The sequence below is a fragment of the Phytohalomonas tamaricis genome (assembly GCF_003012345.1).
Classification (GTDB): Bacteria; Pseudomonadota; Gammaproteobacteria; order Pseudomonadales; family Halomonadaceae; genus Phytohalomonas; species Phytohalomonas tamaricis.
Genome location: NZ_PVRV01000024.1, coordinates 54,439 through 79,811, shown reverse-complemented (window position 1 = coordinate 79,811; position 25,373 = coordinate 54,439). Strand labels below are relative to the sequence as shown.

Here is a 25,373-nt window from a genome sequence, read left to right as displayed (position 1 = left end):
CTGAAAGTCGATATCAAGGAGGATGATGTGTGGAACTGGCTTAGTCAGAATGCGCAGTTGCTTAATACATTTCTTAATCTGGGTATGTTGCTGATATGGGGGATATATCTGCAACTGCTGCTCAATAACTTCCGTCGCCAGCGTCATGCCAAGTTGATCATTAACCGTGGCCGTGGCAGAGGCATGGATTCATTGTGCATTGTCAGCAATATGAGCCAGGAGCCCATTTTTCTTGAGGCAATCGTCGGTGTTATAGAAACGTCCGATGGCACGTATGTCTATGATGTGACCGATTATACCGATGAGAATCAGAAAAGTAAGGAAGATAAGCAGGACGCGCCGGAGCTGCGGCAGGTCACTCGTCAGGGACCGCTAAGCCAAGGCCAGTACATTCAGATCGGTTCTTATCGTCAGTTGATGAAAGGCGTGGCCCTCCACCACGGCATTGATGTCGGCTCTCAATCCTTGCCGCAAGGCGAGATGACATTCAAATCATTTGAGCTGCGCCTGATTGGCCTCTTCGGGCCTGAAGACCAACCGATCGGTGCACGTCGTTGTTTCAATATTGAGAAGAGCGACAATGATGAATATGTTCTCGTTCCAAAAACCGTAAATACGGTTCAGCTCAGTTCTCATCGTGATCGACGGGAAATTCGTCGTTGGATGAATGACACGATGTAGTTGTTCAAAGCGTGTGGCATCATGTTGCACCACGACTAAAGATATAGTTCGCGGCCCGTGCAAATAGCATACTCTGCCTTAAACTGACTGCGTTGACTCACAGTCGTGTCACGCTTCGCACTAGGAGAGCCGCCATGCTAACGCTGACCCAGCTCCGTCAAGAACATGCCAATATGGCTCGTCTTCTGCATGTGCTTATGCTCAAGCAGAAAACGCTGGTCAATGGAGAGCGTCCTGATTTTCGGCTGATTCGAGAAGTGGTCGACTACATCCTCGGCTATATGGAGGATTACATCATTCCTCTTGAAACGCTTTGTGGAGATCGCTTGTCTGCTCGAGATGATATGTCCAGTTCATTAGTGTGTCGGCTGGCTGATGACTACAAGAACGTTAAAGCACGGCTCGATCGGCTCAGTGATAATCTTGATATGGTCCTTATGGATGCGATTATCCCGATGGATCTTTTTGCTGATGATATGAAAGAATATCTGGATGCACATCGAAGCTATCTACGCAGCGAGCGGGAAGAGCTATTTCCTTTAATCGAGTCCGAGTTTGATGAACATGACTATGTGACTCTTCGCAAGGCGTTGCCGCCCAATGCAGAGCAGCAGTTGGCGAGGCTGAAAGAAGAATATCCTCAGCTGTATCAGGAATTCAAAGCCGTGCCGGCATCGGCTGCATGAGTGGGGATGATGAGGTTCATTAAGCGAGCTGTATAGCGCTGTCAGTTCATGAACCAAATAACGGAAGTGCCGGTTAAAGAAAGTTAGAGAAAAGAGTCAAACAAAAACGGTGCCTGTCATGCAGGCACCGTTTTTTATTTCCCTGACCTTTGTATCAGAGCTGCTCGTAGGCGTAACCGCGATTGCCATAAATAGCTAATGTGGTGAGTGCAGATGGTGCCAGAATCACCTGTGGATTCACTTCTTCATCCTTTATCTGCAAGTGGTTCAAGGACTGTCCGCAGACAACAACCTTCACACCAGCATCAGTTAACGCTTTTATCAGGGCGGTGTTGGGGTTTTTGACATCATACCAGGCTTGATAAGTATCATCATTGAGCAGGCTCGGTGTAGCCTTGGCATGAATGATGGCAACCAGATGCAGTCTCTGGAGCGGTACGCCTGACGCAGCAAAGACATTGATAGCGCGGGCAACCTTATCCAGTCCTCCATTGATGGCGCGTGGATCGTTGGTGCCGCTGACGACATCGAAAATAACCCTGTAATCCTGGCTCGCTACCGGGACTTCCTGAGTATCGTGACGCTCGGCAATGCCTCCGTAATGCTCAATGGCAGGATATTGAAAAGCGATGGCATTCTTCTTTGGCGCATTGCCTAAGCTGAAGGCAAGAAGAATCATCAGCAGGGCGGCCAAAATGAACACACCCAATGCGTATATCGTACGTCGTTTCATTGAAGTTCCCTTTCTAGACGTAAAAGAAAAATACGTTCAAGCCAGATGGCCTGGCGAATAACACAATGTTGGATAAAACAGACCAATTTTACGGTACTTGGCCCAGCCGCTTCTAGCTTAGAAAGCTAGTTGTCTCAATGCTTATGCTAGCGTGCCCAGTCCACCTTTAATCTGCTCCAGTCTGTCATGTGACATCTGAATGCCTGCTTCAGTGGGCGCAGGCCATGCGCCGCTGATAGAATTCATGCTAGGTCAACATAGCTGAAATATGAAATAGGCAATGCCATGCATGAAGGTGCCATACTGATTTTCGACTCGGGGGTGGGTGGGCTATCGGTGGTCGGAGAGATACGCGCCTGTCTGGGTGATGCTGCACTTGTATATGTGTGTGATAACGCCGCATTGCCCTATGGTACCAAGCCCGATGAGTGGTTGATTGAGCGTATCGTGGCGGTATGTTGTTGTGCTGTCGAACGTTCACGGGCAAGCGTTCTGGTGGTAGCGTGCAATACGGCGAGTACGCTGGCGCTTGAGGCTCTGCGTTCGCGTCTTACCATTCCTGTCGTCGGCACGGTGCCAGCCATCAAACCTGCCGCTCAAATGAGCGCAAGCAAAGTGATAGGGCTACTTGCAACATCGGCTACTGTCAGAAGGCCCTACACGGATCGCCTCATCGAAGAGTACGCAAGTGAGTGTCGAGTCATACGTGTCGCTGCCGATGGCTTGGTCGCGGAGGCCGAGCGTTACCTTGCTGGTCGCACCTTATCAACCGATAAGCTGCGCCATGCCGTGCAGCCGCTATTTGATATCGAGGCTCTCGATACGGTGGTGCTGGGCTGCACTCATTTCCCGCTGCTGCGAGAGCCTTTAGCGGCTCTCGCGCCACGTGAGCTGGTATGGATAGACTCCGGAGCCGCTATTGCCCGGCGAGTAGCTTCGGTCATTTCTTGCCCGGCCAAGACCCGCGGTGTGGGTATGAGCATGGCAACAGCTCCAGGCCAGGATGGGCTCGCGCATGCCCTGGCGCACTTCGGCTTCGCCGCCCCTGAGCCGCTGATGCTTGAAGACTTGAGTGTCATGCCGGAATCCTTACACTAGCTTGCCTTTGGATGGCTATTGCTCAATCTGTCCTGATCGGCATAGGCCGAAGGTGGCCATCGTATTTTATAGAGGTCTTTCGTGAGTTTACCCGTTGTTGATCCCGATCAGTATCAAGCTCAGCTTGATGCCAAGCGTGAGCGCATCAGTGCTCAATTCGCTCGCTTTGAACCGCCCCGGTTAGAAGTGTTCGCATCGCCTGTCAGTCATTACCGCATGCGTGCTGAGTTTAGGCTCTGGCATGACGGAGATGATGTGTATTACGTCATGTTTGAAGCCGATGCCAATGATCCTAAACAGAAGCGGAATGTTCGCGTTGATCAGTATCCGGTGGCAAGTCGCCGTATTAATGAACTAATGCAACGATTGATTGATGAGATACGTGACAACACCGTGCTACGGCGCAAGCTCTTTCAGGTCGAGTTTTTGACTACCCTGAGCGGAGAGGCGCTGATTTCGCTTATTTATCACCGTCAGCTGGACGAGGCCTGGCAGCAGCAAGCACTAGAGCTGCAGGCACGGTTGGGGGCATCAATTATCGGACGCGCCCGTAAACAGCGCATCGTGCTTGAGCGCGATCATGTTTTTGAGCGCCTTGACGTTGACGGTCATAGTTTCATCTATCAGCAGGTGGAAAATAGCTTTACACAGCCCAATGCCGAGGTGGCGCAGCATATGTTGCGCTGGGCACGGGATGTTGTACGTCCTGAGTCACGAGGCGTCATCAAGGCCGAGGGTGGGGATATGGTTGAACTTTACTGCGGCAACGGTAATTTCACTATCGCCCTGGCCGAACATTTCCCTCGTGTGCTGGCTACCGAGATTTCACGTACCTCTGTTGCGTCAGCTCAAGTCAACCTGGCAGAGAACAACATCGATAACGCCGTGATTGCGCGCATGTCGAGCGAGGAGTTTTCTGCTGCGCTGGCGGGAGAAAGTGCAGGGCGCCGGGTGAGTGCGCTTGAATTGGATGGTTACGATTTCTCGACGGTGCTGGTTGATCCTCCACGCGCTGGGCTTGATGCTAAAAGCTGCGAGGAAATCGCCAAATACGCCAATATCGTTTATATCTCGTGCAATCCCGATACCTTGGCGGCGAATCTCGATCTGTTATCCCGTACCCACCGCATAGTTCGCTTTGCGTTGTTCGATCAGTTTCCTTATACCGACCACTGCGAATGTGGCGTTTTCCTGCAGGCTCGAAATAACTGATTTGCTCTCCCGTAGCTAATATACCTAGACTGGCTTTATCGCTTGCGCGCCCAGGGTGATGCCGAATGCTTATGCCTCATGTCGATACGTTAAGACAATAGGAGGCATGGAGATTTTGGCGTTACGCTGGGTGACAAAGCGGCGCAGCCCAAGGCTGCGCTCATTCATGTTCGGCCGTGTTCTTTTGAATGCACATATTCTTTTGAATGAGACGCCGAACGAGCCCAGCAGAGGTAATCGATGCAGCGAATCGCGACAGAATCCAAGACGGAATTTCTGGCTCAGCTTGAAGAACAGCTAACCGCACGCTTTAGTGACGACAAGGCGAGAGCCGTCGCCACGTTTGCTCATCATTATTATGCTGGCGCCTCCTTCGAGGACCTCGCCGAGCGACGATTCGATGATGTATTTGGTGCCACCCTGACAACATGGGCATTTCTTCAGGAGCGTGAGCCGAATGCTGCCAAGGTGCGGGTATTTAATCCCGACTTTGAAGAACATGGCTGGCAATCAACCCATACCATCATTGAAGTACTCAACGACAATATGGCGTTTCTGGTCGACTCGGTGCGCATCGAGCTGAATCGGCGAGGCATTACTGTCCATGCCATTCATAATGCCGTTCTTGCTGTTGAGCGTGAGCAGCAGCGCATGACACGGGTCTCTGGTGTCAAGGATAGTGACGCACCGTCTGATCAGGAATCGATCATCTTCATCGAGATCGATCGGCACACTGATCGTGCCATGCTTGATGATCTCGCCACGAGTCTGACGGAGATTCTTGAAGAAGTACGTGTTGCGGTGAGCGACTTCGACGCGATGCAACAGCAAGTGCATGCTGCAATCGAGGAGATGCGTAGCCGGCGGCCGGCTGACATCGATGCGCGTGATGCCGATGAGGCATGCGCTTTTCTGGAGTGGATGCTAGATGATCGCTTCACCTTCCTGGGCTACGAAGAGTCCATTGTGTCCGAGCAGGGAAGCCAGACGCGTTTGAGTAAGCGTGAAGGCAGCGAGTTGGGAGTACTTAAACTCGATAAGCCGCGTTATCACCAAGAACCCAACCGGGATTCAGATAGTGAAGATGCCGGTGAATATGTCTTGATACCGGAGCTGATTTCGTTTGCTAAAAGTGCGTATCACGCCCGTATCCACAGGCCTGCCTATCCTGACTACATTACTGTCGAGCGCTTTGATGATCAGGGCCGGGTGATTGGTGAACGGCGTTTCCTCGGTCTGTATACGTTGTCTGTCTACAATGATCCGCCGCGTTCGATTCCTGTGCTGCGTCGCAAGGTGCAAGCGGTCATGGAGAGCTCCGGTGTCGACCCGAGGGGACATAACGGTAAGCAACTTCTGCAGATACTTGAGGTCTTTCCTCGCGATGATCTGTTTCAGATGTCCGCTGATGAGCTCTGCCGTACGGCACTCGGTATTCTCAGTATTCGTGAACGTCGCCGTGTCCGGGTATTCATTCGTGAGGATCGCTTTGGCAAGTTCTATTCCTGTCTGATCTTCGTGCCGCGAGACGTATTCTCTACCGATCTTCGTGTACGCATTCAGAATTATCTTTGTGATGTGCTCGATGCCTCGTTCGGTGATTTCAATACCTACCTGTCTGAGTCCGTCCTGGCACGCATTCAGCTGATCTTGCGCTTCAATGGCGATACTCCCGTAGACAGGGACGAGCGCAAGATCGAACAGCGGGTCATCGAGATTGCCCGTAGTTGGAAAGATGAATTGCATTCGGCCCTGGTAGAGGGCGTAGGCGAGGAATCGGCCAATCGCTTGATGACACTGTATCGCGATGCGTTTCCTGCCGGTTATCGTGACGATTTTTCACCGCGTGCTGCCGTCTACGATATCGGTTACTTGCATGAACTTGATCAGGGTGCACCGATTGCGTTGAGTCTCTATCGGACGGCAGATAGCGAGGCGCAAGATATTCGTCTCAAGCTTTACCATCATGACCGGCCCGTACCGCTCTCGGACGTGCTGCCGCTGCTTGAGAACCTTGGGCTGCGCGTGCTGAGTGAGCGTCCCTACGACATTGAACGTAATGACGGGAACTACTGGATTCATGATTTCGATCTGGAAAGGCCCTCCGGTAACGGCATTGATCTACATAGCATGCGTGAGACCTTCATCGATGCCTTTACGCGGATATGGAGCGGCGAGGCGGAGAGCGACCCGTTCAATCGTCTGATCATTACTGCGGGGCTTGATTGGCGTGAAGTGGCGATGTTGCGTGCCTACGCACGGTATTTGAAACAAATCCGTTTTGGTCTTTCCCAATTGTACATCGCCACGACCTTGACGGCTTATCCCGCCATCACGCGTGAGTTGGTGGCATTGTTCAAGATGCGTTTCGACCCGGACGTCACTCATGATGAACAGGCGTACACGGACTGCCGTGAGAACATCAACGCGATGCTTGATGAGGTGTCGAGCCTGAACGACGATCGTCTCATGCGTCGTTATGTGGAGCTGATCGAGGCCACGCTGCGGACCAACTTCTTCCAACCCGATGCACGCGGTGAACCGAAGGACTACATCTCTTTGAAGTTGGAGCCGCGTAAAATTGCGGATATGCCCAAGCCGCGTCCACTTTATGAGATTTTTGTTTACTCGCCGCGTATGGAAGGTGTTCATTTACGCAGCAGCAAGACAGCACGGGGCGGAATGCGCTGGTCGGACCGCTTCGAGGATTTCCGTACTGAAATACTGGGGCTGGTCAAGGCGCAGCAGGTCAAGAACGCCGTCATCGTACCTAGCGGTGCCAAGGGCGGCTTCATCTGTAAGCGGTTACCCGACGGTGATCGCGATGCCATTCAGCGCGAAGGTATTGCCTGTTACCAGACGTTGATCCGCGGCATGCTGGACATCAGCGATAATCTGGTTGAAAAGCAGGTCGTCACACCTGAGCGCGTGGTACGTCACGATGATGACGACCCCTATTTGGTCGTCGCTGCCGACAAGGGGACGGCGACCTTTTCCGACATTGCCAATGCACTATCGCAGGAATATGGATTCTGGCTGGGGGATGCTTTTGCGTCCGGCGGGCAGCACGGCTACGACCACAAAGCCATGGCAATAACCGCTCGTGGCGCCTGGGAGGCGGTCAAACGTCATTTCCGTGAACTGGACGTTGATACTCAGCAGCAGGAATTTACCGTATTGGGCATCGGCGACATGGCGGGTGATGTATTCGGTAACGGCATGCTGTTGTCTGAAAAAATCCAGCTGGTTGCAGCATTCAATCATCGCAACATTTTTATCGATCCCAATCCCGATGCAGCGGTATCGTTTGCCGAGCGCCAGCGCCTTTTCGATATGCCGCGCTCAAGCTGGGAAGATTATGATGCCAGCAAGATATCCCAAGGCGGTGGCGTCTTCTCGCGTGATGCCAAGTCGATTGTGATCACGTCGGAAATGAAAGAACGCTTTGGATTTGCCCAGGAGCGTATGGCACCTGTCGAATTGATCAATGCGCTTTTGAAAAGCGATGTCGACCTGATCTGGAACGGCGGCATTGGTACTTACGTCAAGGCGAGTAGCGAGTCGCATGGTGAGGTCGGTGACAAGGCAAATGACGTCTTGCGTGTCGATGGAAAGGAGCTGCGCTGCAAGGTGATCGGGGAGGGTGGCAATCTCGGTGTCACTCAACTTGGGCGCCGCGAGGCGGCAAACACTGGCGTTCGCCTCAACACCGACTTCATTGATAACGCAGGCGGTGTGAATTGCTCGGATCATGAGGTCAACCTCAAGATCCTGCTTGACGATATCGTGGCGCGAGGCGACATGACCGGAAAGCAGCGTAATCAGTTTCTGGCTGAAATGACCGATGAGGTCGCCGAGCTGGTGGTCGATGACAACTATCGTCAGACCCAGGCGTTATCACTATCACGGATGCTTTCGCAGGATAATATCGGCCCTTATCGTCGCTTTATTCTTGATCTCGAAGCAGTAGGAACGTTGGACCGTGAGCTTGAAGCGCTGCCCAGTGATGAGGTGCTGGCTGAGCGGGCCGAAAGCAAAAAGGGACTGACGCATCCGGAGCTGTCGGTGCTGATCTCCTACGCCAAGATCGACCTGAAGAACCTGCTGGCTGATTCAGATATTCCTGATGAAGCGTATATTCAACGCCATCTTGAACGCGCATTTCCGCGCCAACTGGTCGAGCGTTTTCCCGACGAGCTGTATCAGCATCGCTTAAAGCATCAGATCGTCTCTACTCAGATCGCCAGCGATCTGATCGATCACATGGGCATTCCCTTTTTGCGCCGGCTGATGGACATTTCCGGTGCCACGGGAGGAGAGGTTGTGCGTGCCTATGTCATCGCACGCGACAGTTTTAATTTACCTGCGCTCTGGCAGCAGATCGAGGCGCTCGACTATCAGGTTGCCAGCGGTATGCAGTATGACATGATGCTTGGACTGGTCCGGCTGGTACGCCGTGCGACACGCTATTTCCTACGTCAGCGCCATCAGGAAGATGTGGGGAGCACTATCGAATATTTTGCTCCGCGTATCAGTCAGCTGAGCGAGAATATAGCCGAGCGTTTGCGCGGTGCAGAGTACGAACGCTGGCAGGAAAAATGCGATGCCTATCGTGACGCGGGTGTGCCGGAAGCGTTGGCCAGCCAGATTGCCGCGGCTGATAGTCTGTATGCCGGATTGGGCATCATCGAGACGGCGCGGGCTTCGAGCGAAAAGATGGAGCGTGTGGCGGATACCTACTATAGCGTTGGGGAACGCTTGCAACTGCCGTGGCTGGCCAAGCAGTTCAATCAACTGGAGGCTCACGACAGCTGGCAGTCGCTCGCACGTGAAGCGCTACGTGATGATTTCGAACGTCAGCAGCTGGCGTTAACTGCCAGTATCCTCAAGATTGAAAGCGCGCCGCTGGATAGTGATGAACGTGTTGCCCACTGGTTTGAACTGAACCGCAATGGCGTAGCGCGCTGGTGTCAGCTGCTTAACGAAGTACAGCACAATACGCAGGTAAGCTTTGCGCTATTTACCGTGGCAGTACGTGTGCTTGATGAACTGGCTATGGCCAGTTCGGAAGGATAAGCAATTAGCTCGACAGATGTCATCGGCATGATGAGCGTTACTGGTATCACTGATACAGGAATTCGGCACCGCTGCTTAAGCGGTGCCTTTTCTATGGTAAGGTCCGTGCTTATTGACCTGTTGGAACGTACATGAACGACAATAATCAAGAGGTGACCGGTTTAATGGGAAAAGTGAGCGAAATCACTATTTATCCGGTCAAATCGCTGCGCGGTATCGCCGCCAGCGAAGCGCTTATTACCGCCGAGGGGCTTGCTTTCGACCGCCGCTGGATGGTGACCACCGCAAGTGGCCAGTTTCTCACTCAGCGTCAGTGCCCGGCGATGGCAACGATTGCTACCGCGCTGACAGAGGATAGCCTTGTGCTGACCAGTGCTGATGGGCAAACGTTACGGCTCTCGCTTGGATATCCGCAAGGTAATCCCGATCCGGTCATTATTTTTGGCAAGACTTGTTCAGGTGTCGATATGGGTGACGAGGCGGCTGCCTGGTTAACTGCTGTGCTGGGTAAACACAAGGGTGAGTCATTGCGGCTGAAGTGCGTGCCTGAGAACAACACCCGTCGGGTCGAGCCCGAAGTACTGGGCGATACGATCGCCTATACAGGGTTCGCCGATGGTTACCCCTTCCTGATAGGCTCAGCGTCTTCACTTGAGGCGCTTAATGAGCGCTTGCATGATGAGTCAGACACGCAGGTCACGAACGTGCCGATCAATCGTTTTCGGCCTAATGTGGTAATCGAGGGGGCGCCTGCGTTTGCTGAACATCGTCATGGGCTGCTGCGTCATCAAAAGAGCAACTATGCGCTGCGATTATGCAAGCCGTGCAAACGCTGCAAGATCACAACCGTCGACCAATACACCGGAGTCATGCCTGAGCCCAAGGAGCCATTGAGAACCCTGGCCCAAATGACGCATATTGCTGATGCTGGCGCCTTTTTTGGTGAAAACGCGATCGTTGAAACGGGCGTCGGGCAGTATATCCGCATCGGTGATGACGTTATTTTTGAAGGTGAACGATAAGCAGAATCAGAGAGTTGGCGCCACTCGGCCTCACTGATGCAATGACGCATCGAGATGTCACGCGCTTTTTTTAGGATCGTTGATAGAGAAGCATCATGAAAAGTAAAACGTTTCAGTTGGCACTAGGCCTGGGTCTGGGCATTCTGGTTCTGAGTCAGGACGCCATGGCTGACAAGAGCGCGGCGCTCAAGCGCGCGGAGCAGGCCGCCGATCAGGTCGATGTTTCCGATTACATTGATCGTGAATCCGATGGCCTGAGCCGCAGCATGTATTTAGGTCGTGAGCCGGTGAGCCATGACTTCGAGGTCGATAAGCCCGGTGATTACTTGATTTCCGCTCGTGGCTTTCGCGGCGAGTCCGGTGCCTATACGCTCGATGCGGTGCTCAAGGATGCACAGGGCCATACGTTGGCCCGTGCATCAGGTGATCAGCAGAGTGGTGGCGCTCAAATTGAACATGAGTTGGCACCGGGCAAATACAGTGTCGTGATCACTGGGCAGAACCATAGTCCTGTACGGGAAGGCAACCGCACGATCACGGTGAGCGTGGATAACGCTGATCATCCCGGCAATAGCGGTCTGGCCGATGCCAATCGCGTTCAGCGCTTGGCGCCGGAAGGTAGCGCTGCTTTAACCAGCAATAAAGACACTAGTGTTTCAGCGACTACTCCGGGCATCGGCAGCTCCCAGCGCAGCGCCAGCGTCACAACGTCTCCTGCCAGTGCGCCGCCCAAGCCCGGCCCGAGCGGGCAAGCGTTGGAACAGGCCGCTGCCGGCAGCGCAGTAAACCCTGATCATCAGCGCGTAACCGATGAAGCACGCCCTGAAGTCGAGACGCCGGCGCAATCGAGTATCGTCAAGGAAATTCCCATTCGTGAAAACGGTGAAGTGCTGACCTTTGATGTGGTTCAGGCCGGTAAGGTCAGCGTCAAGAGTTCAACCTTTGGTGCCGATGCCGGATCCTATCGTCTGGCTGCGGAAATTCGCGATGCGAAAGGCGGTGTGATTGCCCGTGATGCGGGGCAAGGCTTGAAAGGCGATTTTGCTATCGAGCAGCAGCTTGCCCCAGGCCGCTATACGGTTTATGTCCGGGGCCAGAAATACGGCTCTGCTCAGTCGGGCGTCAATAGCTTTACGCTACGCGTCGAACAGCTGAACTAAGGCGCACGCACGGCAATAACCGCTGACCCTTACGGTCAAAGCAGTACATGGGATGACGGGGTACGTCGAGTATCGCTATACTCGCGGCCCCGTCATTTTCTTTTCGGAATGCCCATGTACGCGTCTATCCGCCCGCTGCTCTTTCGTCTCGACCCGGAAACCGCTCATGGGGTAACACTTGCTGCGCTTGATCTGATGCATCAGCTGAAAATGAGCCGGATGCTGGTCAGTGAGCGCGTCGAGGCGCCTGTCGATCTGATGGGACTACGGTTTCCCAATCGTATTGGCTTGGCTGCCGGGCTTGATAAGAATGCCGATCATCTCGATGCGCTAGGTGCGCTGGGGTTCGGCTTCGTCGAAGTAGGTACGGTGACGCCCAAGGCGCAGCCCGGTAATCCCGGTCCGCGGTTATTTCGTCTGCCGGAGCGTGAGGCGCTGATCAACCGGATGGGGTTTAACAATGCCGGTGTCGAACACTTGGTTGCCAATGTCCGCAAGAGTCAATTTAAAGGTATCATTGGCGTCAATATTGGCAAGAACCTGACGACATCGGTCGAACGCGCGGTAGATGATTATCTGGTATGTCTTAAAGCGGTACATGAAGTGGCGCATTACGTCACAGTCAACATCTCCTCGCCCAATACGCCAGGGCTGCGTAACCTTCAGTTTGGTGAACATCTCGATGCACTGCTCGGCGCTTTAAAAGAAGAAACGCTACGCTTGGATGCTCGCCATGGCAGACACGTACCGCTGGCCGTCAAGATTGCGCCGGACATGACGCCACAAGAAATCGAATCTGTTGCGGGTAGTCTGCAAAAGAACGCCATCGATGCGGTGATTGCCACCAATACGACAATCAACCGGGACGCCGTCAAGGGCTTGAATCACTGTGATGAGGCTGGAGGGCTATCAGGCGCGCCCGTACGGGATTCGGCCAGTCAGGTCATTATGACGCTGCGCGAATGCCTGCCAGCGATGCCGATCATTGGCGTGGGGGGGGTAATGAAGGCAGAGCATGCTGAGGAGAAACGTAAGGCTGGCGCCGATCTCGTCCAGCTCTATTCAGGGCTTATCTATCATGGTCCCCAGCTGATTGCAGATTGTGCGCGGGTGCTGAGTTCAAGGGATGGATAAAAGCAAGGCCTGCGCAGTGGCAGGCCTTGACATTAAATACAGTAAACAAGGACGCGTTCAGATTAACAAAGGGTTCTTGTGGATCCCGGAGATGCCGGTCATGCCGGACCATTGATCACCACGCCCTTCGCGCCACCCGCTCATCCAGTACTCACGAAGGTTAACTTCCTGGCTGGGACACATATCTCGGGATCGTCCGCTAACGCCAGCTTTATATCCATTAACATAAGCCCTTTGAAAACGGTCTCGTTTTTGTCGCTTCATCGGATGGATGACCTCTCGCATAATCGTTATGCCGCTCGTTCATTCATGATCGCCATGAAGACGAGTTCGAGAACTCCGCGGATGGTGGAGTACACCAATGATTCGTAGCTACACTTTTATCTTTACCTACATGAAGCCGTCTGTCGAAAACTCATTTGGCATAAGCTCGCTACTACTTAATCTTTTCAGGAATATGACAGGCTGTAGACATTTCACTACGTCTTGCACGCCGTTTGGATCGTTATGACCGTTTCCGACGCATCATCCCAACTGTCCGTTTTCGTCACTTGTCCCAAAGGCCTGGAGCAGCTGCTCGCCGAGGAACTTACTGTCCTCGGCGCGGCTGTTGAAGGCACGACCGTAGCCGGCGTATATGCACAGGGGGCACTTGATACGCTTTATCGATGCTGCCTGTGGTCGCGGCTCGCCAACCGCGTCATTTTGCGCCTTGCAAGCGTTGAGCAGATTGTCTCGACCGATGATGTACGCCACGCCACGGCTCAGGTCGCCTGGGAAAATGAAATAGCCCCGGGCGCAAGTTTCAAAGTTGATTTCCACGGGCAGAGCGATAGCGTCCGGCATACCCGCTTTGGCGCGCAACTGATCAAGGATGGCGTCGTTGAGCGAATGATCGCGCAGGGCAAAGGGCGCCCGAACGTTGATCCCAAAAATGCCGACTTACGGCTTTATGCGCATCTTTACCGTGAAAAATTGACGTTGGGGCTCGATCTGTCCGGCGACAGCCTGCATATGCGGGGTTACCGCCTTGATGGAGCCAAGGCACCGCTGAAGGAGAATCTGGCGGCGGCACTGCTGGTGCGTGCCGACTGGCCTGGGCGAGCCAAGGAAGGAAATGCCTTGATCGATCCGCTATGCGGCTCGGGGACATTGGTGATTGAGGCAGCGTTGATGGCCGCTGACATCGCTCCCAATGTGGCACGCTCCCGCTTTGGTTTCCACGCCTGGGCACGCCATGACGACGTACTCTGGCAGGAGCTGCATAGGGAAGCCGAGGCACGTGCGAGCCTGGGTAAGAGACGTTGTCAGTTAGTGCTGATTGGACAGGATCTGGATCCTGGCGCATTGGAGGCGGCGCGGTATAACGCCCGCCGTGCGGGGGTCGAGTCGCTGGTACGTTTTACTCAGGCCGATGTGGCAACGTTAGAGAAGCCACCGGGTGCTGAGCAGGGACTAGTGATTACCAACCCTCCCTATGGTGAGCGTCTCGGCGATATGCCCACGCTGGTGCCTCTCTATGCGGCGCTGGGCGAGCGGCTACGTCAGGCATTCGCCGGCTGGCGTCTGGCCCTGTTTACGGCCAATCCTGAGTTGGGTCACCGTACTGGACTGAAGGCCGAAAAACAGTATGCCTTCAAGAACGGTGCTCTGGATTGCAAGCTGTTCTTGATCGATATCTTTTCACGTGCTGGCCGGGGCGAAGAGGACAAGAGGGTCGAAGGAAAAGGAGAGGGGGAGGCCAGACAACCGGCACCCTCCCGTGCGCGCTCGCAAGGTGCGCAGATGTTTGCCAATCGTCTTGAAAAAAACCGTAAGAAGCTCGCCAAGTGGCTCAAGCGGGAGCAGATTCAGTGCTACCGCCTTTATGACGCTGATATGCCGGAATATGCGCTGGCGGTTGATGTCTACGACTCATGCGTTCATGTGCAGGAGTACGTCGCGCCACGTTCAGTCGATGCCAAGAGTGCCGAGCGCCGTTTGCTGGATGCCCTGGCGGTAATTCCCGAGGTGCTGAACATTGAGCCCGGTAATGTCTATCTGAAGCGGCGCGAGCGCCAGAGCGGCAAGGCGCAATATACCCGGCAGTCGACTTCAAATGAGCGCTTCGAGGTGCGTGAAGGCAATGTGCGGCTATGGGTCAATCTGCGCGATTACCTTGATACGGGATTGTTTCTCGATCATCGTCCAGTGCGCCAGAAGCTAGGGCAAATGGCGAGCGGTACGCGGTTTCTCAACCTGTTCTGCTATACCGCAACCGCAACGCTACATGCGGCTATCGGCGGCGCGAAGGAGAGTATCAGTGTCGATATGTCGAACACCTACCTTGACTGGGGACGCGACAATTTTCGCCTCAACGGACTTGATGAGCGCCAACATCGCCTGGTACGCGCCGACTGCATGCGTTGGCTGGAAGAGGCTGATGGGTACTTCGATCTAATCTTCCTGGACCCACCTACCTTTTCGAACTCAAAAAAGATGGAAGATACGCTCGATATTCAACGCGATCACATCCGTCTTGTTCAGTTGGCGATGGCGCGCCTGGCACCGGGCGGTACGCTGGTTTTCTCAAACAATCAGCGCCGTTTCGTGCTGGATGAATCGCTGCGTGAACGGTTTATGGTGGAAGATATATCCAAACGTATGCTTGATCCGGATTTTCAGCGCCGTCCTGACATTCACCATGTGTTCCTGATCCGCCATTCCTGAAGGCGAGCCGTTAAGGCCATGCGTCAGCTCTGTTCCAGTAATGAGAGCTGGCGCATCGCTTCCTTGGCCTCCGGAGTGTCGATTGAGGTCGATAGCACTTTCGTAAAGCCGCGCGAAATCTGGATATGATCGATATCCTCGACCCAGGTCATGGCCTGAGAAAAATCTTCGGCAAGCATGTGCTTAAGGCCGCCGAATTGGGTGCCTATCTGGCCCCAGGCTCGGCTGACGATCCAATCGCCGAACATGTCCTGATGTACGTGCACCAGCACGTAGTCGTGGTCGCTTTCCCAACGGATGATCACGGCCTTCTCCGAAACTAATGGCAGGTCAATGCTTGTCGCGTCCAAGGCGTGAACCTAAGATAACTTGATTACACGCTGCGGCGAGGCCGGATTGTAACCTCCCCGCCGGTGCTTACAAACACCTGTATTGTCTAGCATAACGATACGAAGTTGAGCGTCATCATGAGCGTACACTCCGTATGCATAGAAACGAGCGAAATGAGGTAAACGATGCGCATTTTAGCGGATAAGAACATTCCGCTCGCTGAGGAATTCTTTGGTAACTATGGCGAGATAGTACGTGTCCCCGGCCGGGAGATAAATGCAGCGCACGTGCGCGATGTCGATATTGTGCTGGCACGTTCGATTACGCGAGTGGATCAGGCGCTGCTGGAGGGTTCCAAGGTCCGTTTTGTCGGTACGGCGACCATCGGTACTGATCATGTTGATGTCGATTGGCTACGTGCCAATAACATCGGCTTTGCTAATGCGCCTGGCTGCAATGCCGATTCCGTTGTCGACTACGTCCTGTCTAGCCTACTGCTACTGACCGAGGAAGAAGGCTGTCGTCTGCGTGACAAGACAGTCGGTATCGTTGGCGCCGGCAATGTCGGCAAGCGTTTGCATGAGCGATTAATTGATCTCGATATCAACTGCTTGATCTGCGATCCACCGCGTGCCGAGGCTGAAGGGCGAAAGGATTTTCTGTCGCTTGATGCCCTGATTGAGCGTGCCGATGTGATCTGCATGCATACGCCGCTGATTCGGCAGGGTGAGCATGCGACCTACCATTTACTCGACCGTGAGCGTATCCAGACCCTGCGTGCTGGGCAGATTCTCATCAGTGCTGGGCGTGGCGCATGCGTTGATAATACGGCGTTGCGTGAACGGCTGGAGCGCAAGCATGACCTGCGTGTAGTGCTGGATGTATGGGAAAACGAGCCAGCGATTGACCAAGCGCTGTACGCGTTGGTGGATATCGCCACGCCACACATCGCTGGTTACAGTCTCGATGGTAAGATGCGTGGCACGGAGATGGTCTATCAAGCGGTCTGCCGCCATTTTGGTTTGCCGATACGCTGCAAGCTGGGCCAGCTCAAGCCGGAGCCTTGGCTTCGGCGTCTCGTGCTGAGCGGTTGGGCGCCGCCGCTTGAGGCGTTGTCTACCTGCGTACGGGCCTGTTATGACGTGCGCCGCGATGTTTTGGGCTTTGATCGCTATCAGCGTCGGCTGGGGATGGCACAGGGATTCGATGCCTATCGTGCCGAGTATCCGACACGCCGTGAGTTTTCGACGTTACGTCTGGAGCTCAAGCGTAATGCCGGGGAATTGCGGGAGACGTTGGAGAGTTTTGGCTTTAACATCAAACTTGCCAATAAGTAATGGCTGACCGACAGGACAGGTTGTAGCGCACATATCTTATTGTCGCAGCGCCTTCGCGTAAGATGAAAAAACGCCCGCATATGCGGGCGCAGATAAGCCAATCTGAAAAGTGAGTCATCGCTTTACTGGCGATAAGCGGCTTCCTTTAGCGCACGAATACGATCGTCCAGCGGCGGATGGCTGGCAAACAATCTCTCCATCAGCTTGCGCGTCTGACCTGTGGTGATCGCAAACGCTGTCAATGACTCGGGCATCTGATCAGGCATGCTGTGCTCGGCTTTGAGGCGCGAAAGTGCGTTGATCATCGAGCCGCTGCCGGCCAGATGTGCCCCTGCCGCATCGGCGCGATATTCACGCCAGCGTGAGAACCAGGCGACGATGACCGAGGCGGCCAGCCCAAAGACGATTTCAAGTACGATGACAACGGCGAAATAACCAAAGAAGCCGAGACCGCCACCTTCATCGTCACGCCGTAGAAAGCTGTCGATGACTTGAGCGGCAATGCGGGCGAAGAACATCACAAAGGTGTTCAGTACGCCTTGAATCAAAGACAGCGTGACCATATCGCCATTAGCGACGTGGCCGACTTCATGGGCGAGAACGGCACGTACTTCTTCGGGGCGCATATTGTTCATTAGCCCTGCTGACACGCACACCAATGCATCATTCTTGTTCCAGCCTGTTGCGAAAGCGTTGGATTGCTGTGCAGGAAAGATACCTACTTCAGGCATCTTGATGCCAGCATCACGAGACAGGTCGCGTACAGTATCGAGCAGCCACTGTTCAGTTGAGTTGCCAGGCTGCTTGATGATTTGCGCACGCGTGCTCATTTTAGCCATCGGCTTCGATAGAAACAGCGATACCAGTGAGCCGGCCATACCGAAGACGAAACAGAAGATCAGAAGGCTGGTCATATTCAGCCCATTTGCCGTCAGATAGCCCTCTACGCCCAATAAGCGTAGCGTGACGCTTGCTACCAGAACGACAGCCAGGTTAGTGGCGAGAAACAGTAAAATCCTCATCATGGTGAGGGTTCTCCCTAGAAAGAAATGCTGTTTCGTTAGATATGTCTGTTGGCGCCAAGTTTCAACATGTTATTAAGGCTGGTTTAGGCTTGGCGCCGTATCGAGCGGCTAGCGGCGCCGGGCCAGAAAGCGTGCGAGACGCGAGATGGCATCGTCGAGCTGATCCGCCCAGGGCAGAATGACGATGCGCAGATGGTTGGGCTCATGCCAATTGAAAGCGGTGCCTTGTACCAGCAAGATCTTTTCTTCAAGCAGCAGATCGAGCACCAGCTTCTGGTCATCCTCGATCGCATAGACGTCAGGATCGAGGCGCGGAAACATGTAGAGTGCGCCCTTGGGCTTGACGCATGAGACGCCGGGAATGGCGTTGAGCTTTTCCCAAGCGATGTCACGCTGTGCCAATAGACGGCCGCCGGGCAGGATCAGGTCATTAATTGACTGATACCCTCCAAGAGCAGTCTGGATCGCATGTTGAGCAGGAACATTGGCGCACAGGCGCATCGAGGCGAGCATGTCCAGACCCTGAATGAAGTCACTGGCGTGGCGACGCTCGCCGGACAGAATCATCCAGCCGCTGCGAAAGCCCGCGCAGCGATAGCTTTTTGATAGGCCATTCATGGTGATGACAAACACGTCATCAGCGAGTGCGCCGGTTGAGACGTGCTCAGTGCCGTCGTACAGAATCTTGTCGTAAATCTCATCGGAAAACACGATCAGGCCGTGCTCGCGGGCGACCTGTAGAATCTGCTTGACCACCTCGGGAGGGTAGACGGCGCCGGTCGGGTTATTGGGATTGATCAACACGATGCCTTTGGTGCGGGCCGTAATCTTGGCACGGATGTCATCAATGTTGGGTGCCCAATCGGCTTCTTCATCACAGAGATAATGCACTGGATGACCGCCAGCGAGATTTGCCGCGGCGGTCCAGAGTGGATAGTCGGGCGCGGGGATAAGCATTTCATCGCCGTCGTTGAGCAAGGCCTGCATTGCCATGACGATCAGCTCGGAAACGCCGTTGCCAATATAGATATCTTCGACGCCGACACCCTTGATGTCTTTGCGTTGGCATTCCTGCATGATCGCCTTGCGCGCCGAGTAAAGCCCCTTCGAATCGCAATAGCCCTGAGCGGTGGGCAGATTGCGCATCACGTCCTGCAGAATTTCTTCCGGTGCTTCAAAACCGAATGGGGCGGGGTTGCCGATATTCAATTTAAGAATACGATGCCCTTCATCTTCCAGGCGCTTGGCATGCTCAAGGACGGGGCCACGAATGTCGTAACAGACTTGATCGAGCTTATGGGACTTCTTGATAGGCGTATTCATGCTTTCCTGATCCGCAGGCGTAAATGGCTGAGCCGAGCGCGTAAGCGCTTGCTCAGCATACCGCGCTGCGGCGTGCAAGCAAGCATCATTCGTGTGAAGGTGAGGTGTCGTTATCGTTATGTAACGGCTGTTCTCCGTTCTGCTCCATGCGTTCGCGCTCTCGCTCGGCGCGCAGCACCTCGAGTGGGATGATGTCATCAGGCGTTTCGAGCGTGACAGAGCCTAGCGTACCGCTGCGTAGTTCATGCAATAACACCTCGGCGCCGCGATGCAGATCAATTTCGCCTCCCGCGCGCAGGCCGCCGCGCTTTGAGGCAATCTCAGCAACAATCGCCGTGGCGTCTTCAGGGTCGACTTTTTTGAGCTTGTAACGTGCCATCAGTAGGTCAGGATAACGCCGGGCCAGCTCTGCTGCGGTAACGACCGCAACATCGAGATAATCCAGTGCTGTGTCACGAATGGCACCGCTGGCAGCAAGCCGATAGGCGCTGGCCTGATCTTCAATCTTGGGCCACAGCACGCCGGGCGTGTCGGTCAATGCCACTTGGCCGTTGATGCGGATTTTCTGCTGACGTTTGGTCACGGCGGGCTCGTTACCGACCTTGGCGATCTTCCTGCCAGCGAGGCCGTTGATCAGCGTCGATTTGCCCACGTTGGGAATGCCCATCACCATGACGCGGACGTCGCGATCAGCGCGGACGTGACCGGCCATCTCGCGGCAGATCGCCGGGATGCGCTTGAGTTGGCGCGTCTCCGTGGTGACTACCGGCAGGGCGCGCGTGTTGTCCTGTGCGTCAAAATAATCGCTCCAGACCTGGGTCATGGCCGGATCGGCCAGATCGGCTCTAGACAGGATCTTGAGCACCGGCTTGTGCTGGATCAGTTCACTGAGCATGGGATTGGCGCTGGAGTAGGGCAGGCGAGCGTCGAGTACTTCAATTACCACATCAATTTCCGGCAGCGCCTCCTTGATCTGGCGGCGTGCCTTGTTCATGTGTCCGGGATACCAGCCGAGCATTGTTTTCTCCAGGCCGTGATAAAGCTGAGATGAAATAAAAGGCGGCCATTCTAGCAGAAGGATGGCCGCCCATAGCGATTACTCACGGTTTAAGCTGTTACTCGCCCTGGTGAAACGTGATAGCGACAGAATTGATGCAATAGCGCTGGCCCGTTGTTTCCTTGGGACCATCGGGAAAGACATGCCCAAGATGGGCGTCACAGCGCCGGCAGGTTACCTCGATACGCCGCATGCCATGGGTAGTATCAAGATGTTCCTCGACGGCAGCATCAGCTAACGGGCGGTCAAAGCTTGGCCAGCCGCAATGGGCCTCGAACTTATGCTCATTTTCAAATAGCGGGGCGCCACAGCAGACACAATGGTAGATGCCTTGCACGGGTTCCACTTGATAGTCGCCGGTAAAAGGGCGCTCGGTGCCTTTCTGACGCGTGACGTAATACTCTTCGTCAGTCAGCTGCTCGCGCCATTGTGCATCGGTTTTGGTGACCTTGGTCATGGCTTGCTCCATCGTCGTTTGGCTTTGGCCTGTCATTATAATATGAGGGCATCATAATGATTATTGAAGGGGGAAGGGGCGATCCTTTGATAATGGCGTGATGAGCATAAAGATAGCGTAGTGTTTTTGAACACTTGACACGTTTTCTAAGCATCGGTAAGATTCGCGCCACTTCGTTAAGACGAGTCCGATGTGTCCCATTCGTCTAGTGGCCTAGGACACCGCCCTTTCACGGCGGTAACAGGGGTTCGAACCCCCTATGGGACGCCACCTCGTTTTATCAAGTCCGAATCGGGCGGGAATAGCTCAGTTGGTAGAGCGCCACCTTGCCAAGGTGGAGGTCGCGAGTTCGAGCCTCGTTTCCCGCTCCAATGCGTCCCATTCGTCTAGTGGTCTAGGACACCGCCCTTTCACGGCGGTAACAGGGGTTCGAACCCCCTATGGGACGCCACTTTTTCGGTTTCGTTTGTTGAGCGGGAATAGCTCAGTTGGTAGAGCGCCACCTTGCCAAGGTGGAGGTCGCGAGTTCGAGCCTCGTTTCCCGCTCCATGCGTCCCATTCGTCTAGTGGCCTAGGACACCGCCCTTTCACGGCGGTAACAGGGGTTCGAACCCCCTATGGGACGCCACTTCTTTTATATCTTCGATGTTCGCGCGGGAATAGCTCAGTTGGTAGAGCGCCACCTTGCCAAGGTGGAGGTCGCGAGTTCGAGCCTCGTTTCCCGCTCCAATCTGTATTCTGTCGCCGTTTAATGACGTAGCCTATACTAGGCGTCATTTTCGCGTTTTCATAATCCATCGGCTTGCTTGATCATGGCCAACGGATTGAATTCGGGGCGCGCTCTTCCTCATATTAGCGCCCTCGTCGTGCACGGAGCGCTTGATGGTGGAACCAGCCTTATCTATCCAGAACCTCAGCAAGGTCTATGGCAATAATTTTCATGCCTTGAAAGGTATCGATCTCGAAGTCCCTCAAGGGGATTTTTTTGCTTTATTGGGACCTAACGGGGCCGGCAAATCCACTACGCTGGGTATCGTCTGCTCGCTGGTCAATAAAACGTCCGGTAAGGTCACTATTCATGGGGTTGATATCGACCAGGACTTCTCGAAGGCCAAGTATTATCTAGGCGTAGTGCCACAGGAATTCAACTTCAATCAGTTCGAGAAGGTCGAGGATATTGTCCTCACTCAGGCAGGTTATTACGGCATGTCGATGCGTGATGCCAAACCGCGTGCCAAGCAGTTGCTTGAGGATCTTGGGCTGTGGGATAAGCGCAATAGCACGGCACGTATGCTGTCAGGAGGGATGAAGCGTCGCCTGATGATTGCGCGTGCCTTGATCCACCGGCCGCGCCTGCTGATTCTCGATGAGCCGACCGCCGGTGTCGATATCGAGTTGCGTCGTAGCATGTGGGAATACATGCGCCGCATCAACGAAGATGAAGGCACCACAATCATCCTGACGACTCACTATCTCGAAGAGGCTGAAAGCCTTTGCCGCAATATTGCGATCATCAATCAGGGTGAAATCATTCAGAACACGACGATGCGTGATCTGTTGACTCAACTCGATACCGAAACCTTCCTGCTTGATCTGGCGGCACCTATTGAACAGATGCCTCTCGTTGAAGGTTTCGAGCTAGCCCAGATCGACGCAGCGCAGTTGGCGATTTCGATTGTCAAAGGCCAGAAGCTCAACGATGTCTTTTCACAATTGAGCGCGCAGGGCGTTCAAGTCGTTTCGATGCGTAATCGTGCTAATCGCCTTGAGGAGTTATTCGTGTCGTTAGTGGAGAAGAGTAGCGGTTCGGCGCCCAAGGCTGCCGGAGGGATTCGCTCGTGAATGCCAAGCAGACCTGGACCGCATTGTGGACGATTATTGTTCGCGAAGTGCGTCGTTTCATGCGCATCTGGCCGCAAACGTTGCTGCCACCTTCCATTACCATGACGATGTATTTCATTATTTTTGGCAACCTGATCGGATCGCGTGTCGGCGAGATGGAAGGGGTGCCTTATATGAGTTATATCGTGCCTGGCCTGATCATGATGTCGGTGATTACCAACAGCTATTCCAACGTGGCATCATCGTTCTTCTCGAACAAGTTCCAGCGCAGTGTCGAGGAGTTAATCGTTTCGCCTATGCCGAACTGGGTCATCATGATGGGGTTTGTCATTGGTGGCGTGGCACGCGGGCTCGGCGTGGGGATTATTGTCACCGCCGTTTCGCTGTTTTTTACCCATCTTGACGTACAGCATCCCTTGCTGACTATAGCTGTGGTCATCATGACGGCCGTACTGTTTTCGATCGGTGGTTTTATCAACTCGCTACTGGCCAACAAGTTCGATGATATCTCGATTGTCCCTATCTTCGTTCTGACGCCGCTGACCTATCTGGGCGGTGTCTTTTATTCGATTAGCATGTTGCCGGAGTTCTGGCAGCACGTCTCGCTGATCAACCCGATCCTCTATATGGTGAATACGTTCCGTTACGGTATTCTTGGGATTTCCGATATCAACGTGACTTTGGCATTTGCGGCCATCGCGGCATTCATTATCGTTTTTTATTGTTTTGGCCTATGGCTTTTAAAGCGTGGCAAAGGGCTGCGTAGCTAATTGACTATGACTCAGATACAGAATCCTTTACATAATGCGCCACTAGGCCAAGTGTCGGCTTATCCCGATCGTTATGATCCGACGCTGCTTTTTCCTATCGAGCGTGCCATCAATCGTGAGCCGCTCGGGATTATCGAAAATGATCTGCCTTTCATTGGTGAAGATGAATGGCAGGCCTTCGAACTGTCATGGCTGAATGCAAAAGGGAAGCCGATAGTGGCAATTGCTCGCTTTCGTCTTCCGGCCAGCTCGCCGCGCTTGATCGAATCAAAATCATGGAAGCTTTATCTCAATAGCTTCAATCAGACGCATTTTGATGACGAGCAGGCTGTGAGAGAGCGTCTTGTGCATGATTTATCTCATGCGGCTGGTGCCAAGGTGAGCGCCGAACTGTTCGGCGTGGATGACACCGCATTAGCGTCAGCGCCAATGCCAGGGGAATGTATAGATGACATTGATATCGAGATCGATACTTACTCACCATCGCCTCGATTGATTGTGGCTGGTACGGAAATCGTCGAAGAAACGCTCCACTCCCATCTGCTGAAATCCAACTGTCCTGTGACAGGGCAACCGGATTGGGGCAGTGTGCTGATTCGTTACCGCGGGCCAAAACTGGATCGTGCTGGATTATTGGCTTATGTGATTTCCTATCGCCAGCATCAGGACTTTCATGAGCACTGTGTTGAACACATTTTCATGGATCTGATGCGAGAAGCGCAGCCTGAACAATTGTTGGTCATGGCGCGCTACGTTCGACGCGGCGGGCTGGATATCAACCCTTGGCGGGCAACCAAGGGAGAAAGCCCTCCGGCCGCGATGCGACTAGCGCGGCAGTAGATGATGCCTTGTGCGGCAAGCTCACGACCCACTATAAACCTACCAGGCCATCAAGGAGTGATGCTATGGATGCTATGACGCTGCTGCATGAACGCAGCTCGATGGGTAAGTTGACGGATCAGGCACCTGACGCGTCTCAGCTCGATGCGATCTACCGTGCTGCGCTACGTGCCCCCGATCACGATCAACTGACGCCGTGGCATTTCATCGAAATTGCAGGTGCAGGGCGTGAGCGTCTCGGTGAGCTTTTTGCTCGTGCGGTGCAGACTGATGATCCTGAGGTAGATGAACAGGCTCTCGACAAGGCGCGCAAGAAGGCATTGCGTGCGCCAGTGATTATCGCCGTCATTGCCCGCGTGCAGGAGCATCATAAAGTACCGCGCATTGAACAGATCATCTCGGCAGGCTGCGCAGCTCACGCCATGCTTTATGCGGCCCAGTTGCAGGGGCTCGGGGCAATGTGGCGTACCGGCAAGTTTTCTGGGCATGGCGTTGTACGTGAAGGGCTGGGCGTGGGTGATAACGACGAACTGGTCGGGTTCATTTACCTCGGCCAGCCGGCAGGCAGGCCCAAGCGTTTGCCAGTGCGTGAACCGGAAGATTTTGTTGAGCGATGGCAGTGATCCAGCGGCTTAATAGTGGCTCTGGCATAACTCGCTTGCAATCAATGCGTTGCCGCGCTAGGATGTGCGCCGTTCTGTCGGGCTAAGCCCGATAGGGCGCGCAGTACGGAGAGGTGTCCGAGTGGTCGAAGGAGCACGCCTGGAAAGTGTGTAAGTCGCAAGGCTTCGAGGGTTCGAATCCCTCCCTCTCCGCCACAGAATTTCGAAGGGGAAACAGCAACTTATCGCTGTTTCCCCTTTGTCGTTTCAAGGCCTCGC

21 protein-coding genes and 7 tRNA genes are annotated in these 25,373 nt (G+C 54.1%); 21 read left to right on the top strand and 7 right to left on the bottom strand.

The genetic code is table 11. The features are described from left to right. The first annotated feature begins 27 nt into the window (after positions 1-27). Positions 28-681, top strand: coding sequence for a hypothetical protein (locus C3Z11_RS14195; RefSeq protein WP_106478614.1), 654 nt, complete (start codon positions 28-30; stop codon positions 679-681). 134 nt (positions 682-815) lie between these two features. Next, positions 816-1,367 carry a hemerythrin domain-containing protein gene (locus C3Z11_RS14190; RefSeq protein ID WP_106478613.1) on the top strand — a complete coding sequence of 184 codons (552 nt, stop codon included), beginning with the start codon at positions 816-818 and terminating at the stop codon, positions 1,365-1,367. Between the two features lie 154 nt (positions 1,368-1,521). Here the strand turns inward: C3Z11_RS14190 and C3Z11_RS14185 are convergent, their stop codons facing one another. Beyond that, positions 1,522-2,100: a DsrE family protein gene (locus tag C3Z11_RS14185; RefSeq protein ID WP_106478612.1), complete on the bottom strand. Its 579-nt coding sequence runs from the start codon at positions 2,098-2,100 to the stop codon at positions 1,522-1,524. A gap of 285 nt (positions 2,101-2,385) precedes the next feature. Here C3Z11_RS14185 and murI point away from each other — a divergent pair, with 285 nt between their 5' ends. The 6 genes from murI to C3Z11_RS14155 all read left to right on the top strand — a co-directional run bounded on the left by murI (position 2,386) and on the right by C3Z11_RS14155 (position 12,802). Further along, positions 2,386-3,198, top strand: coding sequence for a glutamate racemase (gene murI / locus C3Z11_RS14180; protein WP_106478611.1), 813 nt, complete (start codon positions 2,386-2,388; stop codon positions 3,196-3,198). An 81-nt stretch (positions 3,199-3,279) separates the two neighbouring features. Beyond that, positions 3,280-4,410 (top strand): tRNA (uridine(54)-C5)-methyltransferase TrmA, encoded by a 1,131-nt coding sequence (trmA, locus tag C3Z11_RS14175; RefSeq protein ID WP_106478610.1) that lies wholly within the window; start codon positions 3,280-3,282, stop codon positions 4,408-4,410. Between the two features lie 240 nt (positions 4,411-4,650). After that, positions 4,651-9,486, top strand: coding sequence for an NAD-glutamate dehydrogenase (locus C3Z11_RS14170; RefSeq protein WP_106478609.1), 4,836 nt, complete (start codon positions 4,651-4,653; stop codon positions 9,484-9,486). A 131-nt stretch (positions 9,487-9,617) separates the two neighbouring features. Continuing rightward, positions 9,618-10,508, top strand: a complete 891-nt coding sequence (locus C3Z11_RS14165) for an MOSC domain-containing protein (RefSeq protein ID WP_106478608.1) — start codon at positions 9,618-9,620, stop codon at positions 10,506-10,508. 95 nt (positions 10,509-10,603) lie between these two features. Next, positions 10,604-11,668: a hypothetical protein gene (locus C3Z11_RS14160; protein ID WP_106478607.1), complete on the top strand. Its 1,065-nt coding sequence runs from the start codon at positions 10,604-10,606 to the stop codon at positions 11,666-11,668. 114 nt (positions 11,669-11,782) lie between these two features. Continuing rightward, on the top strand, positions 11,783-12,802 hold the full coding sequence (locus C3Z11_RS14155) for a quinone-dependent dihydroorotate dehydrogenase (RefSeq protein ID WP_106478606.1): 1,020 nt from the start codon (positions 11,783-11,785) through the stop codon (positions 12,800-12,802). Positions 12,803-12,859: 57 nt separating this feature from the next. Here C3Z11_RS14155 and rmf read toward each other — a convergent pair whose 3' ends face one another. Further along, positions 12,860-13,066, bottom strand: a complete 207-nt coding sequence (gene rmf, locus C3Z11_RS14150) for a ribosome modulation factor (protein ID WP_106479052.1) — start codon at positions 13,064-13,066, stop codon at positions 12,860-12,862. Positions 13,067-13,309: 243 nt separating this feature from the next. On the opposite strand from rmf, the gene rlmKL reads away from it, so the two are divergent. Continuing rightward, positions 13,310-15,511, top strand: a complete 2,202-nt coding sequence (gene rlmKL / locus C3Z11_RS14145) for a bifunctional 23S rRNA (guanine(2069)-N(7))-methyltransferase RlmK/23S rRNA (guanine(2445)-N(2))-methyltransferase RlmL (RefSeq protein ID WP_106478605.1) — start codon at positions 13,310-13,312, stop codon at positions 15,509-15,511. Positions 15,512-15,534: 23 nt separating this feature from the next. Here rlmKL and C3Z11_RS14140 read toward each other — a convergent pair whose 3' ends face one another. Continuing rightward, entirely contained in the window at positions 15,535-15,816 is a 282-nt protein-coding gene (locus C3Z11_RS14140; RefSeq protein WP_106478604.1) for a hypothetical protein, read from the bottom strand. A 210-nt stretch (positions 15,817-16,026) separates the two neighbouring features. On the opposite strand from C3Z11_RS14140, the gene pdxB reads away from it, so the two are divergent. Further along, a complete protein-coding gene (pdxB, locus tag C3Z11_RS14135; RefSeq protein WP_106478603.1) occupies positions 16,027-17,178 on the top strand; it encodes a 4-phosphoerythronate dehydrogenase PdxB in 1,152 nt (383 codons plus the stop codon). Positions 17,179-17,300: 122 nt separating this feature from the next. Here pdxB and htpX read toward each other — a convergent pair whose 3' ends face one another. From htpX to msrB, 4 genes are all read right to left on the bottom strand, one after another. Continuing rightward, positions 17,301-18,203: a protease HtpX gene (gene htpX / locus C3Z11_RS14130; protein WP_106478602.1), complete on the bottom strand. Its 903-nt coding sequence runs from the start codon at positions 18,201-18,203 to the stop codon at positions 17,301-17,303. A 108-nt stretch (positions 18,204-18,311) separates the two neighbouring features. Next, a complete protein-coding gene (locus tag C3Z11_RS14125) occupies positions 18,312-19,526 on the bottom strand; it encodes a pyridoxal phosphate-dependent aminotransferase (protein ID WP_106479051.1) in 1,215 nt (404 codons plus the stop codon). A gap of 85 nt (positions 19,527-19,611) precedes the next feature. Continuing rightward, positions 19,612-20,544 (bottom strand): ribosome biogenesis GTPase YlqF, encoded by a 933-nt coding sequence (gene ylqF, locus C3Z11_RS14120; RefSeq protein ID WP_106478601.1) that lies wholly within the window; start codon positions 20,542-20,544, stop codon positions 19,612-19,614. Positions 20,545-20,641: 97 nt separating this feature from the next. Further along, a complete protein-coding gene (gene msrB / locus C3Z11_RS14115) occupies positions 20,642-21,040 on the bottom strand; it encodes a peptide-methionine (R)-S-oxide reductase MsrB (protein ID WP_106478600.1) in 399 nt (132 codons plus the stop codon). Between the two features lie 194 nt (positions 21,041-21,234). Between msrB and C3Z11_RS14110 the strand changes: the two genes are divergently transcribed. From C3Z11_RS14110 to C3Z11_RS14060, 11 genes are all read left to right on the top strand, one after another. Next, a tRNA-Glu gene (locus C3Z11_RS14110) sits at positions 21,235-21,310 on the top strand. Positions 21,311-21,335: 25 nt separating this feature from the next. Beyond that, positions 21,336-21,411: transfer RNA gene (locus C3Z11_RS14105), tRNA-Gly, on the top strand. Between the two features lie 4 nt (positions 21,412-21,415). Further along, a tRNA-Glu gene (locus C3Z11_RS14100) sits at positions 21,416-21,491 on the top strand. A 22-nt stretch (positions 21,492-21,513) separates the two neighbouring features. Further along, positions 21,514-21,589: transfer RNA gene (locus tag C3Z11_RS14095), tRNA-Gly, on the top strand. Between the two features lie 3 nt (positions 21,590-21,592). Then, positions 21,593-21,668, top strand: a tRNA-Glu gene (locus tag C3Z11_RS14090). A 25-nt stretch (positions 21,669-21,693) separates the two neighbouring features. Beyond that, positions 21,694-21,769, top strand: a tRNA-Gly gene (locus C3Z11_RS14085). 153 nt (positions 21,770-21,922) lie between these two features. Next, positions 21,923-22,882 carry an ABC transporter ATP-binding protein gene (locus C3Z11_RS14080; protein WP_106478599.1) on the top strand — a complete coding sequence of 320 codons (960 nt, stop codon included), beginning with the start codon at positions 21,923-21,925 and terminating at the stop codon, positions 22,880-22,882. Beyond that, a complete protein-coding gene (locus C3Z11_RS14075; RefSeq protein ID WP_106478598.1) occupies positions 22,879-23,652 on the top strand; it encodes an ABC transporter permease in 774 nt (257 codons plus the stop codon). Before C3Z11_RS14080 ends, C3Z11_RS14075 begins: the two co-directional genes overlap by 4 nt. A 6-nt stretch (positions 23,653-23,658) precedes the next feature. Further along, the gene (gene queF, locus C3Z11_RS14070) at positions 23,659-24,492 is read left to right on the top strand and encodes an NADPH-dependent 7-cyano-7-deazaguanine reductase QueF (RefSeq protein WP_106478597.1); all 834 of its coding nucleotides are present in this window, start codon (positions 23,659-23,661) and stop codon (positions 24,490-24,492) included. A 65-nt stretch (positions 24,493-24,557) separates the two neighbouring features. After that, positions 24,558-25,115, top strand: a complete 558-nt coding sequence (locus tag C3Z11_RS14065) for an NAD(P)H nitroreductase (RefSeq protein WP_106478596.1) — start codon at positions 24,558-24,560, stop codon at positions 25,113-25,115. 107 nt (positions 25,116-25,222) lie between these two features. Next, positions 25,223-25,310: transfer RNA gene (locus C3Z11_RS14060), tRNA-Ser, on the top strand. Positions 25,311-25,373: the final 63 nt, after the last annotated feature.

What these genes read in the sequence shown, in the direction of transcription:
- C3Z11_RS14190 (WP_106478613.1), top strand. Translation starts at nt 816, where the DNA reads ATGCTAACGCTGACCCAGCTCCGTCAAGAACATGCCAATATGGCTCGT.
- C3Z11_RS14185 (WP_106478612.1), bottom strand. Translation starts at nt 2,100, where the DNA reads ATGAAACGACGTACGATATACGCATTGGGTGTGTTCATTTTGGCCGCC.
- murI (WP_106478611.1), top strand. Translation starts at nt 2,386, where the DNA reads ATGCATGAAGGTGCCATACTGATTTTCGACTCGGGGGTGGGTGGGCTA.
- C3Z11_RS14170 (WP_106478609.1), top strand. Translation starts at nt 4,651, where the DNA reads ATGCAGCGAATCGCGACAGAATCCAAGACGGAATTTCTGGCTCAGCTT.
- C3Z11_RS14165 (WP_106478608.1), top strand. Translation starts at nt 9,618, where the DNA reads ATGAACGACAATAATCAAGAGGTGACCGGTTTAATGGGAAAAGTGAGC.
- C3Z11_RS14160 (WP_106478607.1), top strand. Translation starts at nt 10,604, where the DNA reads ATGAAAAGTAAAACGTTTCAGTTGGCACTAGGCCTGGGTCTGGGCATT.
- C3Z11_RS14155 (WP_106478606.1), top strand. Translation starts at nt 11,783, where the DNA reads ATGTACGCGTCTATCCGCCCGCTGCTCTTTCGTCTCGACCCGGAAACC.
- rmf (WP_106479052.1), bottom strand. Translation starts at nt 13,066, where the DNA reads ATGAAGCGACAAAAACGAGACCGTTTTCAAAGGGCTTATGTTAATGGA.
- rlmKL (WP_106478605.1), top strand. Translation starts at nt 13,310, where the DNA reads ATGACCGTTTCCGACGCATCATCCCAACTGTCCGTTTTCGTCACTTGT.
- pdxB (WP_106478603.1), top strand. Translation starts at nt 16,027, where the DNA reads ATGCGCATTTTAGCGGATAAGAACATTCCGCTCGCTGAGGAATTCTTT.
- htpX (WP_106478602.1), bottom strand. Translation starts at nt 18,203, where the DNA reads ATGATGAGGATTTTACTGTTTCTCGCCACTAACCTGGCTGTCGTTCTG.
- C3Z11_RS14125 (WP_106479051.1), bottom strand. Translation starts at nt 19,526, where the DNA reads ATGAATACGCCTATCAAGAAGTCCCATAAGCTCGATCAAGTCTGTTAC.
- ylqF (WP_106478601.1), bottom strand. Translation starts at nt 20,544, where the DNA reads ATGCTCGGCTGGTATCCCGGACACATGAACAAGGCACGCCGCCAGATC.
- msrB (WP_106478600.1), bottom strand. Translation starts at nt 21,040, where the DNA reads ATGACCAAGGTCACCAAAACCGATGCACAATGGCGCGAGCAGCTGACT.
- C3Z11_RS14080 (WP_106478599.1), top strand. Translation starts at nt 21,923, where the DNA reads ATGGTGGAACCAGCCTTATCTATCCAGAACCTCAGCAAGGTCTATGGC.
- queF (WP_106478597.1), top strand. Translation starts at nt 23,659, where the DNA reads ATGACTCAGATACAGAATCCTTTACATAATGCGCCACTAGGCCAAGTG.
- C3Z11_RS14065 (WP_106478596.1), top strand. Translation starts at nt 24,558, where the DNA reads ATGGATGCTATGACGCTGCTGCATGAACGCAGCTCGATGGGTAAGTTG.